At 43.8% G+C, this 13,344-nt stretch carries 12 protein-coding genes; 1 reads left to right on the forward strand and 11 read right to left on the reverse strand.

Features of this window, described 5'->3' with window-relative positions:
* Window positions 1-204 precede the first annotated feature (204 nt).
* From AOX59_RS10400 to AOX59_RS10425, 6 genes are all read right to left on the reverse strand, one after another.
* Window positions 205-2,334 (reverse strand): ATP-dependent Clp protease ATP-binding subunit, encoded by a 2,130-nt coding sequence (locus tag AOX59_RS10400; protein ID WP_068445316.1) that lies wholly within the window; start codon window positions 2,332-2,334, stop codon window positions 205-207.
* Between the two features lie 272 nt (window positions 2,335-2,606).
* Window positions 2,607-4,187, reverse strand: coding sequence for an acyl-CoA synthetase MbcS (mbcS, locus tag AOX59_RS10405; protein ID WP_068445317.1), 1,581 nt, complete (start codon window positions 4,185-4,187; stop codon window positions 2,607-2,609).
* Window positions 4,188-4,561: 374 nt separating this feature from the next.
* Window positions 4,562-5,356: a delta-lactam-biosynthetic de-N-acetylase gene (gene pdaA, locus AOX59_RS10410; RefSeq protein ID WP_068445319.1), complete on the reverse strand. Its 795-nt coding sequence runs from the start codon at window positions 5,354-5,356 to the stop codon at window positions 4,562-4,564.
* A gap of 87 nt (window positions 5,357-5,443) precedes the next feature.
* On the reverse strand, window positions 5,444-6,754 hold the full coding sequence (locus AOX59_RS10415) for a Na+/H+ antiporter family protein (RefSeq protein ID WP_068445322.1): 1,311 nt from the start codon (window positions 6,752-6,754) through the stop codon (window positions 5,444-5,446).
* A gap of 286 nt (window positions 6,755-7,040) precedes the next feature.
* Complete coding sequence (locus tag AOX59_RS10420; RefSeq protein WP_082684183.1) at window positions 7,041-7,832, reverse strand: YfkD famly protein; 792 nt, start codon at window positions 7,830-7,832, stop codon at window positions 7,041-7,043.
* A 133-nt stretch (window positions 7,833-7,965) separates the two neighbouring features.
* Window positions 7,966-8,358, reverse strand: coding sequence for an OsmC family protein (locus AOX59_RS10425; protein WP_068445326.1), 393 nt, complete (start codon window positions 8,356-8,358; stop codon window positions 7,966-7,968).
* Window positions 8,359-8,512: 154 nt separating this feature from the next.
* Between AOX59_RS10425 and AOX59_RS10430 the strand changes: the two genes are divergently transcribed.
* Complete coding sequence (locus AOX59_RS10430) at window positions 8,513-9,685, forward strand: MFS transporter (RefSeq protein WP_068448272.1); 1,173 nt, start codon at window positions 8,513-8,515, stop codon at window positions 9,683-9,685.
* 45 nt (window positions 9,686-9,730) lie between these two features.
* Here AOX59_RS10430 and AOX59_RS10435 read toward each other — a convergent pair whose 3' ends face one another.
* The 5 genes from AOX59_RS10435 to AOX59_RS10455 all read right to left on the reverse strand — a co-directional run bounded on the left by AOX59_RS10435 (window position 9,731) and on the right by AOX59_RS10455 (window position 13,186).
* Window positions 9,731-10,552: a YihY/virulence factor BrkB family protein gene (locus AOX59_RS10435; protein ID WP_068445328.1), complete on the reverse strand. Its 822-nt coding sequence runs from the start codon at window positions 10,550-10,552 to the stop codon at window positions 9,731-9,733.
* A gap of 23 nt (window positions 10,553-10,575) precedes the next feature.
* Window positions 10,576-10,881 (reverse strand): hypothetical protein, encoded by a 306-nt coding sequence (locus AOX59_RS10440; protein ID WP_068445331.1) that lies wholly within the window; start codon window positions 10,879-10,881, stop codon window positions 10,576-10,578.
* A 20-nt stretch (window positions 10,882-10,901) separates the two neighbouring features.
* A complete protein-coding gene (locus AOX59_RS10445) occupies window positions 10,902-11,372 on the reverse strand; it encodes a low molecular weight protein-tyrosine-phosphatase (protein ID WP_068445332.1) in 471 nt (156 codons plus the stop codon).
* Window positions 11,373-11,480: 108 nt separating this feature from the next.
* Window positions 11,481-12,152 (reverse strand): SOS response-associated peptidase, encoded by a 672-nt coding sequence (locus tag AOX59_RS10450; protein ID WP_068445335.1) that lies wholly within the window; start codon window positions 12,150-12,152, stop codon window positions 11,481-11,483.
* A gap of 38 nt (window positions 12,153-12,190) precedes the next feature.
* Window positions 12,191-13,186, reverse strand: a complete 996-nt coding sequence (locus tag AOX59_RS10455) for a glutaminase (RefSeq protein ID WP_068445337.1) — start codon at window positions 13,184-13,186, stop codon at window positions 12,191-12,193.
* Between the last annotated feature and the right edge of the window lie 158 nt (window positions 13,187-13,344).

A 13,344-nucleotide genomic window follows, 5' to 3' on the forward strand; every position in this document is an offset into this window, starting at 1 on the left:
TGTGAGTGCTTATAGTTTATACAAATTGAGGTTATTATTATGCGACTTGATTGGTGGAAATATAACAATTGTGCATGTCCAGGTTAATGCTGATTGCTTTTTTGGATATGGTTTTGGTCCTCCCGCCCATGTTTCGTAATTAAAATTTTCAACAAAAAAAAGCCGCTGAACAGTGTCAGCGGCTTTTTTTCAATCACACATTTGTTATTTTGTGTTTTCAACAACAATTTCGCCATCTTTAACAGCTACATTGACAGTTTCAATTGTTTCTTCTTCCAGAATCAGATCAGTCAGCTGGTCTTCAATCTTGTCCTGGATAACGCGGCGCAATGGACGTGCACCAAAGCGGCGGTCATAACCAAGCTGAACAAGTTCGTGTTTCGCTTCGTCAGTAACTGAAATGGAAACATCATTCTCTTCAATTGTTTCTTCAAGTTCTGCAAGCATCAAGTCAACAATTTGCAGAAGGCTTTCTTCAGCCAGCTCATTAAATGTGATAATGCTGTCAAAACGGTTCAGAAACTCGGGTTTGAAATAGGCACTTAAGTTTTCCAGAGTTTGAACTGATTCATGCTCGTCCCGGTTGAAACCGACATTGATTTGCTTATCACCGGTTCCGGCGTTACTGGTCATGATGATAACTGTTTCTTTAAAACTTACAGTACGACCGTGCGAATCAGTCAGTTGGCCATCTTCCATGATTTGCAGGAACATGTTCTGCACGTCAGGATGCGCTTTTTCGATTTCATCCAGCAACAGGATGGAATAAGGGTTGCGGCGCACTTTTTCAGTCAGCTGACCTGCTTCTTCATGTCCGACATATCCTGGTGGTGAACCGATGATTTTGGATGTTGAATGTTTCTCCATATATTCACTCATATCAAGCCGGATTAGGCTGTCACGTGAACCGAACAATTCTTCAGCCAGTGCCTTTGTCAGCTCTGTTTTACCAACACCGGTCGGACCGACAAACAGGAATGATCCAATTGGACGGTATTTCGATTTCAGTCCTGCACGGCTGCGGCGGACGGCTTTGGCAACTTTTTGTACCGCTTCGTCCTGGCCGATAACTTTCTCACTGAGATTTTTGTCCAAATCACGCATTTTTTCCTGTTCATCCGTTTGCAGTTTGGTTACCGGGATGCCCGTTTTTTCTTCAACAATCAATTGAATATCGGAAATATCCACATCGGTGACTTGCTCTTCCTCATTCGCTTTATCCAGTTGCTTTTGCAGCTGAATTTCCTGATAGCGCAGGTGGGCTGCATGTTCATAGTCTTCTTTTTCAGCAGCTGCTTCTTTTTCACGGACAACTTCATCCAATCGGTTTTGAATGGTATCGGAATCTTTTTCCGCGTTATCGAGATTCAAACGTGAGCCGACCTCATCCATCAGGTCAATCGCTTTGTCCGGCAGAAAGCGGTCTTGAATATAGCGTTGTGACAATGTGACAAACGCGCGAATCGCTTCATCGGAATAACGGACTTCATGGAATTTTTCATAACGGTCTTTGATACCGTCCAGAATCTTAAAAGCGTCTTCCAGTGATGGTTCTTTTACCATAATTGGCTGGAAACGGCGTTCAAGAGCGGCATCTTTTTCAATTTGACGATACTCTTTCAAAGTTGTCGCACCGATTAATTGCAGTTCACCGCGGGCCAGTGCAGGTTTCAAAATATTGCCGGCGTCCATTTGTGAGCTTTCAGCGGTGCCTGCTCCAACCAACTGATGGATTTCGTCTACAAACAGGATGACATTTTGGCGTTCCTGCATTTCTTGAACAAGCTGTTTCATCCGTTCTTCAAACTGACCGCGCATGCTCGTATTGGCAACGAGTGATGCGACATCGAGCAGATAGATTTCTTTATCCATCAGTTTAGCCGGCACTTTACCTTCCGTAATTTTAAGGGCGAGTCCTTCGGCAATAGCTGTTTTACCGACACCGGCTTCACCAATCAGAACCGGATTATTTTTGTTCCGGCGGTTTAGTGTTTCAATCGTACGTTTCACTTCGTTGTCACGTCCGATTATCGGGTCAACCAGGCCGGCGCGTGCTGCATTTGTTACGTTTTTGCCGAGCTGATCAAGCAAGCCATTGTTCCCGGAACCTTGCTGTGTTTGTGTACCGGTGAATCCTTGACCTTGCTGACCATTGCCTTGGAAAAATTTATTGGCAAAATCGCCTTGTTGGCCTCCCTGGCCATTACCACTCATCATGCTTCCCTGAATTTCGCGGAAACATTGATTGCATAGATGCATATTCATACGTTCATTGTTTATTTGCATTGAGACGTTAATTGATGCTGGACGAATACCACAATTTTGACATTGCATACTGTAATTCCTCCTTAAATTGGAATCTATAATAAAAGGTTTGACTTTGACTATCTTTGACCTTTGATTCTTATTATACTCTGACCTTCTTTGACTTTCAAGTGTTTTTACTCAATTTTTTTGGAAAAATATTTACGCAGCAAACGCCATGCGTGCAAGGGATTCAACGTGAATAGCGAACGCTTTGATCAAACAATTATTCCAATGAAAAAGGTCTCTCTATTCCTATTAACTCAAAAGGGCTGCCCTAAACATAGGACAGCCCTTCTTTTTTAATTTGTCGCCTTTTCTTTTTGTCTTAATTCCACGCGTCTGATTTTGCCTGATGTTGTTTTCGGCAATTCATCGATAAACTCGATTTTTCTCGGATATTTATATGGTGCGGTCAAGTTTTTAACCTGTTCCTGCAAGTTTCTGACCAAATCCGGATCGTCAGGATTGATGCTGTTCTGAAGCACGATATAAGCCTTGACGACATTGCCGCGGACCTCGTCTGGACTGGCTACAACCGCACATTCCTGTACAAATGGATGTTTAACCAATGCATCTTCAACTTCAAACGGACCGATGGTGTAACCGGAACTGATGATAATATCATCACTGCGCCCTTCAAACCAGAAGTAGCCTTCTTCGTCCTTCCATGCCTGGTCACCCGTTACATAATAATCGCCGCGGTGAGACATCTGCGTCCTCTCAGGATCCTTGTAATATTCACGGAATAATGCAGGACTGTCAAGTTTGACTGCAATATCGCCGATTTCATTGGCAGGCACCGGGATTCCATCTTCATCAATAATATCCACATCGTTACCGGGTGTCGGTTTCCCCATTGAGCCCGGTTTCACTTTGGTGTCTTTAAGGAAGCCAAGCAATAAAGTATTTTCCGTTTGACCATAACCATCACGAACCGTTATATCAAAATACTTCCGGAAGGTATCGATGACTTCGCGGTTGAGAGGTTCACCTGCTGAAACAGCACTGTGCAAAGCGGGCAGCTGATAAGCGTCAAGGTTATCAACTTTAGCCATCAGGCGGTACTCGGTCGGTGTACAGCACAATACATTAATATCTTCATCCTGCAGCAGTCCGAGATAAGTTTTCGGGTCAAATTTGCCAAGATATACAAAACCGGTTGCACCTGAACCGAGCACTGACAGAAATGGACTCCAAATCCATTTTTGCCAGCCCGGACCAGCTGTTGCCCAAACTTTGTCACCTTCATTAATCGAAAGCCAGTTTTCCGGTGCGGTTTTCAGGTGGGCAAATCCCCAACCGTGGGTATGTACAACTGCTTTTGGATTGCCCGTTGTGCCTGAGGTGTACGACAAAAACGCCGTATCGTCTTTGGTTGTTCCAGCCATGTCCAGCTGATCTGAAGCTTCCTCTTTTAGTTCATCAAGATTGTTCCAGCCATCAACGGATTGTCCGACCGAAAATAAACTGAGCTCGTCAAATTCATTAACACCTTCAAATTGGGCCACATACGGATAGTAACTAACGACCGCGCTGACTTCACCATGACTGATCCGGTATTGGAGATCTTTCGTCTTCAGCATCTCCGAACTTGGGATCACCACGAGTCCTGCCTTTAGTGCTGCCAGATACGTTTCATAAGCTTCAATCAGCCGCGGAATCATCACAAGGACTTTGTCGCCTTTCTTCAGCCCTTTACTTTTGAAAATGTTGCCAATTTTGCTGACATTTTCGAGTAAGTCTTCATATGTAATTTGTTTTGAGTTGCCTTTATCATCTTTCCAGACCAGTGCATTTCTGGATGGGTTTTTGGAGGTGAAATGTTCCATTTCCATAACGATATTGTACTCTTCAGGCGCAATTAAGTCCTCTTTATTCATCATATCAGCTCCAATTCGGATTTCCTTTAGTATATCAGAATTGAACTAAAATTTGAATAAGTGCTTTTGTTTTCTGGAAGAAGACAGGAGACTTGCCTGAATCAACAAAATAAAAAATAAAAGATATTGAGACATAAATAAAACAATCTATTCTGAATAGGAATAATATACAGCTCTAGCGGAGGAAATATACGTAGACTCCTGCGGGAAAGAAGGCATAGGTGAGACCCCGCAGAACGGAGTTCGAGGAGGCTCACCAGCCGCCCGCGGAAAGCGAAGTATATTTCCGGAGCGGGTTATATGCGCAAATTTAAGTTCGGAACTCTTTTATTACAAACACTTTTATCCCAGCCTCTTTCTTCATGCACAAATTATCAATAACCATAGATCGGCTGTGGCAGATTATCCTTCAGCACCAGATGGTCGAGACTTTTGAACTGATAGCCCTGTTTTTTCATTTCCGTAATCAATTTGTCCAGCGCTTTGGCATTATCGGACGACACTGTATGCAGCAAAATAATCGCTCCCGGATGAATATGATCCATAACATTTTCGTATGCATGCCGCCAGCCTTTCTGGTCACCCCAATCGACAAATGCCAACGACCAGAATATATGAGTGTAGCCCAGTTCATTTGCCCACTTTAATGTTTTTTCACTGAACATGCCACGCGGTGGGCGCAAATACTTGATTTCCTTCTGCTCAGAAACCTCAGCAACCGCTTGTTCCAGCGTCTCGAGCTCTTTCTTCATTTTATCTTTCGTAACAACTGTTAGATCGGGATGATGATACGAATGATTCCCGATAATATGCCCGTCTTCTGCCATCCGTTCAACAAGTTCGGGTTCACTCTCCACATAATGACCTGTGAGGAAAAACGCAGCCGGAACATCATGCTTCTTCAACACATCGAGAACCTCATCCGTGTAACCTTTCTCATAACCGTTATCAAATGTCAGATAAACTGTTTTCTTTTTAGATTCATCAGCATAGTAAGCATCATGCTTTTCGAGAATCTGTTTGTACTTGCCGATATCCGGAAGTTGATGATCATCATTCTTTTTAAATCCCCATCCATACCCGCTTGCCGCCTCGCTGGCATCTGCAGGCGGGGCAAAGGCAAGTAACAACAGAATGAATGTCAGTGCCATAGCCATATAGTTTTGCATTCCACAGCCCACCTGTTTTTCCCTTACTTTGCTCGTCTGCAGAGATTTTTATGCATATATAGCGGTATCACTTTGACAATTCCCCTTTTACAAAATCATTGCCGCGATCCAGCCAAATACCACCAGCGGAATATTGAAGTGAAGAAACGTCGGAACACACGTATCCCAGATGTGGTGATGCTTGCCATCAGCATTCAGCCCGGATGTCGGACCAAGTGTACTGTCTGAAGCCGGCGAACCAGCGTCACCCAACGCGCCTGCAGTTCCAATCAATGAAGCGGTCGCAAGCGGCGAAAAGCCTGCCGCTACACAAATTGGCACAAACAATGCTGCGAGAATCGGAATTGTCCCAAATGAAGACCCGATACCAATTGTGACAACGAGCCCGACAAGCAGTAATACAAGTGCAATAAGTGCCTTGTTATCACTAAGAAAGCCTGATGACACTTCCACAAGCGCACTGACCGCACCTGTGTCTTCCAAAACTTTACCAAATCCGGATGCCACCAGCATGACGAATGCGATTTGTCCCATCATCGCGATCCCGTCGGCCATCACCTGATCACCTTTTTTAAATGGAACAACGACAAGGCCAAACATTAACACCAGACCTGTCAACGCACCGGCTATCAAGTTTTGGAAAACCACCTGCACGACTAATGCACCGAGAATCGCAACGAGTGTTAATGCATGTTTACGGTTAAAAGAAACCTTCTCCGCTGGCGGCGCTGTGAAATTAACCTCACTTCCGCCGGCACCCGGAACTGATTCACGGTCTTTTCGATACGTAATAAATATCGCAATTAATAAGCCCACAATCATTCCAGCACCCGGAATCAGCATAGCCTGTGCTGTCTGGGTGATTGTGATGTCAGTTCCATTTTCAACCATTCCGTTTTGTATGGTTTCGTGAAAAAGCAATCCGAATCCGGCCGGGATCATGACATACGGCGCTTTCAGACCAAATGTCAATGCAGCCGCAACGCCGCGCCGGTCCACTTTCATATCATCAAATAATTTTAATAATGGCGGAATTAATATTGGTATAAATGCAATATGAACCGGAACCACATTTTGAGATAAAGATGCCACACCGGCAATCGCCAGCACCATTATCGTTTTCTTCCCAGTCAACATTCTGATTAAAAAATTTACTAGTATCGTTGTAATGCCTGTATAGCTGATCGCCACGGCAAAAGCACCGAGCAAAATATAACTTAGCGCTGTGCTCGCCTGGTCACCCATACCGCTGACCATCAAATCAATTGATTCAATGATTGTCAATCCGGACATAAGCCCTGCTGTAATTGCTGCAGCGATAATCGAAATAATAACGTTAACTCTCAGCAGACTGAGAACCGTCAGCACTAACACTGATATAAGTACAACCCACTCCATGTTCGCTTCCCCTCTTTTCTCTCTTAAGCAATACTTTATCATGATAAAGCATTAAAGCAAGAAAATCAACCCTGTTTCTGAAATTTTTTTAGGAATATCATTTCAGGCTTGCTATGGGGCAACTTAAAGAGAGCGGATCAGATGAAGTGGCTCCCCCGCCTGACGTTTCGCAACTCCGACGATGTTTTGTTACTCGGGCTGATATCACACTTGTTCCTGTCGATACCTTGCCCTTTCTGTTAAAAATCCCCTGCCGGACATTTTCCGACAGGGGATTCAGCTATACTTACTTCAAATTAAAGGAAAATGATACATGATCCTGGATTGGCACCCATGCGCCGATTCCTTGTTTGGTGACATTTTTGACCACGATTGATTTACTCGAGCCTTTTAACTGAAAATATACTTCACCAAACGTTACTTGTCCCCGTTCGTTAACTGCAGGAGCATAAGCCTGCAGTTCGCCATATTTTTTGGCAGGAACGCTATAGGCATTTTCTTTTTTCGTGTTCTGACCGATGACAGTCGAATAAGCAAGCGGCAGTTTAATTTTATCCTGCGCCTCAAGCAGCATCATTTTTTTAACATCATCGGGGTTGGTAATTTTGTTTGTTAATGCGCCTTTAACTTCTTGCTTATTCTGCTGCGAGTATTGCATTTTCTTCTCAGATTCTCCGCCGATATTGTTCAGTTCATTGGTATTGATGTTTTGATACTCCCAGTTGATATTCGTTTCATCCGATTTATAGTTCAGCGGCCATCTCCCGATATAAACCATGCCGCGGTAGCCAAACGCAATCGGCGAGGGGTTGATTGATGTTTCATTCAGCATCTTGATAAGATCGGGGTTTTCGATCGCTGCGTCAACGCCGTCAATCAGCTCCTGTGTCAATTCACTTGGCTCCACAACTTCCTGATCCTCTGTCGAATTTGGGAATGTATTTTCTTTTGATATATTCAACACGTGGTTCGGAACCTCAAATTCTTTATTGGACGATTCTTCTTCTTCGGCAAGAGCATTAACCGGAGTAAATATGAGCAATATCAGTAAAACAACAAAACAAAAACGTCTATTCATGTGTCCCATTCCTTTCAATATCTGACTTTAGCGGCCTGGTGCGGAACTTACGCACGCATCACACTACATAACAGATATTTCAGCTTTTAACCGTAGTTTTTTCGGACACATGAATATTATACCTTGTAAAATTTCACCGGCTTAGTTCGACCGATTCCAGTGTTTCTTCTATATGAATGCTGTCTTCAACCGAACGGACCATTGAGCAATTTTTTCTTGCCAGGGCCAAATTTTTGTACAGTTTTTCATCATCCAGATGGTACCCTTTAATCACATAATGCAGATCAATCCGTTCGATTCGATTAGCTTCATCCGGGTTGCGCTTTACTTCGGCTGTCACTTTCATATCTGCTGCTTCCATCCGCTGCTTGTTTAAAATTTTACGGAAAACAGATGCACTGCAGCCGGCGATTGAGGCAACCATCAATTGGTATGGACGGAAACCATGCTCCGCGTTCCCTGAAATGTCGAGCTGCCCGTATTCAAATTCAGTGCGCAAACCTTCTTCTTTTAAATGAAATTCCATAATGACGACACTCCTCTTTATGATAATACTTCTTATTATTTACCCTTAATGCTATATCATAATGCTCCTTTTAATGAAGTAATTTGAATTGACCTCCCCCGGGAAAAGAATTACATTGTATGGAACAGAATGAATGGTGGAAGGTGAAAATGCGATGGTATCTGCTCAAACAAGATTTTACATTTTAATTGCACTCGTTTTCGTATCCGGATTCTCTCAAGGTATGATCCTTCCATTACTGTCAATTATTCTTGAGCAAGATGGGGTATCCTCTTCTGTCAACGGACTTCATGCGACCGGGTTGTACATTGGCATATTGATTGCGTCGCCTTTCATGGAAAAACCAATGCGCCGCTTCGGCTTCAAACCGGTAATTGTTGCCGGCGGAATGCTTGTCTTTATTTCCCTGGCTTTATTTCCGTTCTGGCAGGCTTTATGGTTCTGGTTTATTCTGCGTGTCATCATCGGAATCGGTGATAATATGCTCCATTTCGCCACGCAAACGTGGATCACCACTACCAGTCCTATCGAAAAACGCGGGAAAAATATTTCATTCTATGGATTATCATTCGGTCTCGGTTTTACAGTCGGGCCGCTGATGACCCGGCTATTGGAGATTAATCAGGCTTTGCCGTTTCTCGTATCGGCGTTTTTGAGCATGCTCGTCTGGTCAATGACGTTTTTCATCCGAAATAAAATGCCTGAGGATGATGATGTTCACTCCCGCAGCAGTTCAAGTTCAATTACACGGTTCATACAAACCGGAAAGCTTGCTTGGGTGGCGATACTTCCGGCATTTGGGTATGGTTTTCTGGAAGCGACATTGCACGGGATTTTCCCGATTTATGGTCTCAGAATCGGCCATGATGTAAATATCCTGTCGTTAATTATTCCTTTTTTTGCAGGGGCAAGCATTGTTACACAAATTCCTTTAGGTATATTAAGTGACCGTGTCGGCAGACGTAAAATTCTGCTCACTGTGATTGGAGGCGGCATTCTCGCTTTTCTGTTTGCGGCTTCATTTGAAGAATCCGCCGCAGCACTGTTTATTTCGTTTGCCGTCTCCGGTATGCTCGTCGGTTCCCTGTATTCACTGAGCATTGCTTACATGACCGATATGGTGCCGGCTTCACTTTTACCTGCAGGCAACCTGATGACAGGGATAGCATTTAGTTTCGGAAGCTTGACCGGCCCGTATCTCGGCGGTTTATTTATTGACCTGTTTCCTGAGGTTTCCTTTTTCTTTTGTATTATTTTGATGCTCATCATATTGTTTGCAGTCATCTTTTTCAAAAAAGATACACGGCCAGAGCCGAATTATAAGTAAAAAGAAGATAAGAAAGCTGCCACATCCAAATGGCAGCTTTCTTACTTATGTTAATCTTTTTTCACGGAGCATGGCGTTTATAACTCCGCCAATCATAATAATAATACCACTTAAATAAAACCAAATCATCAGGACAATGACGGTACCCAGGCTCCCGTATGTGGCTGAGTAATCACCCATTGAGTTGACATAAAATGAAAAACCCAACGAGGCAAGCTGCCAGCCCATCGTCGCAAACAGCGCGCCCCATGCAACATTTTTGAAGTAAATACGCATGTTGGGGGCCAATCTGTAAAGCGCGAGGAGCACGATATAAATAACCACAGATGAAACGCCCCAGCGCAATGTATCCCAAACGGCCAAAAAGCTATCTGACATACCGATGAATGAAAAGATAAATTCTCCAATCATTTTTCCGAATACCGGAAGCAGAAAAGCGATCGAAATGACAAGAACCATTGCGATAGTCAGTGCAATTGCAATCAGCCGCATAACGATGAATGAACGATCTTCCTCAACCTTATAGGCACGGTTGAACCCCTTCATGATAGCATTTACACCATTGGAAGCGGCCCATAATGTACCAATGATCCCAATTGACAATAAAGAGCCGCTCTGATTATTGACAAGCTCTGATACATTCTCATTAATCAGTTCGTTTATTTCACCGGGCGCATACCGTTCAATAAAGCCGGTCACATTGCCCGAATCCAGTGGCAGGTAACCAAGCAAGGTCATCAAAAAAAGCAGGAATGGGAACAATGACAGCAACAAGAAATAGGCAAGCTGTGCTGCCACTCCTGCAATATCATCGTTACTTATACGCTGAAATAACTCTTTGCCAAACCCTACCGTTTTTTTCCACATCTAAATCGCCTCACACGTTTAAGTTACAAATTGTTATTTAACTCTTCCCTATCGCTTTTATTGGTAAACCGTTCCAATGAGCTTTCCACCTGCTCTATAGCGGTGATGGCACTATCGGTATTTTTTGTAAAAGTGGTATTTAAACGGTCAAAGGCATCCTTTGCATTTTTCACGGCTTCTGATGGCCGTTTAACGTAATACGATGAGCCACTTTTTAAAGTTGTCATTTGCTCTGTGGCATAATTTCGCACGTCACGGTCGATTAAAGACAGAAGGCCTCCTGTAATCGTACCAATCAATAATCCTAAGCATAGTTTTTGTTTTCCCATAGATAATCGCTCCTTTAATGTTATATGTTGTTTTCTTTCCTGATATAATTTAATAGGGCACTGCAGCCTTTTGACACCAACTCATAAGTATAATCAAAATTGCCTGTCAGATAAGGATCGGGGACACTGGCTTCTTCTGCTTCATCAACAAAATCCATCAGTTTGGCTACCATGATATCATCATGCTTATCGCTTATCCCTCGTATTGAACTGATGTTTTCATCATCCATCGCTATAAGATAATTAAAATCCTGGAAGTCACGGGCATCAAATTGTCGAGCCTTTATGCCTTCATACGAGATTCGCTGTTTATCCAGCAGGTTTCTTGTCCCCTCATGTGGCGACTCACCAACGTGCCAATGACCTGTACCTGCAGAATCTGTCCCGATTTTATCTGAAAGCTGTTCCCGTTTTACCAAGTCCTTGAAGATTGCTTCTGCCATCGGGGAACGGCAAATATTCCCAAGACATACAAATAATACGCGTATCATGAATTCAACTCCTGCTCCTAATGATTGCTGTTTATGTTTTCATTATAATAGGAGCCGTTATTAAATGCCACCATCCTCTATTGCATTATCACAAATGACAATGCCAATTTAGTTTTGAGCGAGTGGTGCAATACAGTCTTCATCATTATTTTTCGCTGAATTGACGTAGCTTGCCACGTCATATGCCCGCAGATTCTCAATTTCTAATGACCTCAGAAAATGATGTGCCTCTTCCGGTGATTGCTCGCCTGCCTCTAGCCAGGCATCTTGCTTGTCTTTTGGCAAAATGATCGGCATCCGGTGATGGATATCCTGCATGAAACCGTTCGCCTCTTTTGTCAGAATGGTACAAGTGAAAAGTTTCTTACCGTCCTGTTCCCATTTATCCCACAACCCGGCAAAAGCAAACAACCCCCGGTTCTCAAGCCGGATCCGTTTCGGCTGTTTTTCATTGCCATCACGCCTCCATTCGTAAAAACTGTCTGCAACAATCAGACACCGTTTACGGGACATCAGTCTTTTGAAGCTTGGCTTTTCATGGGCCGTTTCGCTTCGAGCGTTAATCATCTTATAACCGATTTTTTCATCATTCGCCCATGAAGGCACAAGCCCCCAGCGCAAGTAGCCTGCACGTTTTGCCTTTCCATCATGGATAATGGCAAGCACATTTTGTCCAGGAGCAATATTGTAGCTTAACTGATAATCGTCGATTGACTGTTCAATGCCGAATTCCTCGAGAATTTCAACTTCATCAGCAAGCAATGTATAACGTCCGCACATCGTGTCACCCCCCCCATTTTTTAAAAACCCGCCCTCTCTTAAAAAATACTCAAATCCCATTGTGTTGCAATATGCCTAAGCAGACGAATGCCGGCCACGCTGTTTCCCTCTTCCCCTAGAGCCGGACCGTAAACACCGATGCCACAGCCGTCGGTAAAGGGCATAGATTCATCCCGAACCCGTGGTGGAACAGCTGCCAGGATGCCGCCGGATACACCACTTTTTGCCGGAATGCCGACATAAGTGGCGAATTTGCCTGATGCATCATACATCCCGCATGTCAGCATGAGCACCTTGGTGATCCGGGCAATCTGTCTTGGAATGATTTCTTCACCGTTTTTCGGATCCATCCCATCATTGGCGAGGATCATGCCAATCCGGGCAAGATCGTCAATGGTTACATCAATGGAACACTGCTTGAAATACGTTTCCAGCGTAATATCCAAATCCGATTCCAGAAAACCAACTTCGAGCAAATAGTAGCCGATTGCCCGATTGCGCGTGGAAGAATCACGCTCAGACTTGAAAACATCAGCATTTAATTCAGGACGGTTGCCAAGCATATCTTCAAGCAATTTCAGCACAGGCTCAAGCTTATCATCCGATGTATCTCCAGGCAAAGCCGATGTTACCGTAATCGCTCCGGCATTATTAAATGGATTGAGCGGTTTTTTGACCTGCTTCATTTCCAAATGCATGATTGAATTAAATGCTTCTCCGGTCGGCTCCACATCGACTTGCTGCAGCATATACGAGACACCGCGTTCCATGCAGGCCACAGCAAATGTGATGGCTTTGGAAATGCTTTGCAGTGTGAACGGGTCTTCTGTATCGCCCGAACGGATGGTAATACCGTTATTGCCCTTAATTACAATACCTAAAGCATCCGGATTGGCTTTCTGCAGCTCCGGAATATACGAAGCAACCTCCCCGTCATTCGTATGTTTCCTGTAAAAAGCGACCCAGTCATCGACATATTGCTGCAGCCACTCCTCTGTTTCTTCGGTATTCCAATTCGCTATTCCCTGAACCATTGAATCACCTCATTTCTGACGCCAATTCGCCATGTTTTCTTATCCTGATAATCATTCGGATAAACGGGGGCATTTATCATCATGTTAATGGTAGATGTTCCGACACGGCACCTGCCTTCTTCAAGCATTTGATATATTCCGTCGATTGTTACCCGAAG

The organism is Lentibacillus amyloliquefaciens, assembly GCF_001307805.1.
GTDB lineage: Bacteria > Bacillota > Bacilli > Bacillales > Amphibacillaceae > Lentibacillus > Lentibacillus amyloliquefaciens.

What these genes read in the sequence shown, in the direction of transcription:
- AOX59_RS10435 (WP_068445328.1), bottom strand. Translation starts at nt 10,552, where the DNA reads ATGTGGAAAAAAACGGTAGGGTTTGGCAAAGAGTTATTTCAGCGTATA.
- AOX59_RS10440 (WP_068445331.1), bottom strand. Translation starts at nt 10,881, where the DNA reads ATGGGAAAACAAAAACTATGCTTAGGATTATTGATTGGTACGATTACA.
- AOX59_RS10430 (WP_068448272.1), top strand. Translation starts at nt 8,513, where the DNA reads ATGGTATCTGCTCAAACAAGATTTTACATTTTAATTGCACTCGTTTTC.
- AOX59_RS10420 (WP_082684183.1), bottom strand. Translation starts at nt 7,832, where the DNA reads ATGAATAGACGTTTTTGTTTTGTTGTTTTACTGATATTGCTCATATTT.
- mbcS (WP_068445317.1), bottom strand. Translation starts at nt 4,187, where the DNA reads ATGAATAAAGAGGACTTAATTGCGCCTGAAGAGTACAATATCGTTATG.
- pdaA (WP_068445319.1), bottom strand. Translation starts at nt 5,356, where the DNA reads ATGCAAAACTATATGGCTATGGCACTGACATTCATTCTGTTGTTACTT.
- AOX59_RS10455 (WP_068445337.1), bottom strand. Translation starts at nt 13,186, where the DNA reads ATGGTTCAGGGAATAGCGAATTGGAATACCGAAGAAACAGAGGAGTGG.
- AOX59_RS10445 (WP_068445332.1), bottom strand. Translation starts at nt 11,372, where the DNA reads ATGATACGCGTATTATTTGTATGTCTTGGGAATATTTGCCGTTCCCCG.
- AOX59_RS10415 (WP_068445322.1), bottom strand. Translation starts at nt 6,754, where the DNA reads ATGGAGTGGGTTGTACTTATATCAGTGTTAGTGCTGACGGTTCTCAGT.
- AOX59_RS10425 (WP_068445326.1), bottom strand. Translation starts at nt 8,358, where the DNA reads ATGGAATTTCATTTAAAAGAAGAAGGTTTGCGCACTGAATTTGAATAC.
- AOX59_RS10400 (WP_068445316.1), bottom strand. Translation starts at nt 2,334, where the DNA reads ATGCAATGTCAAAATTGTGGTATTCGTCCAGCATCAATTAACGTCTCA.
- AOX59_RS10450 (WP_068445335.1), bottom strand. Translation starts at nt 12,152, where the DNA reads ATGTGCGGACGTTATACATTGCTTGCTGATGAAGTTGAAATTCTCGAG.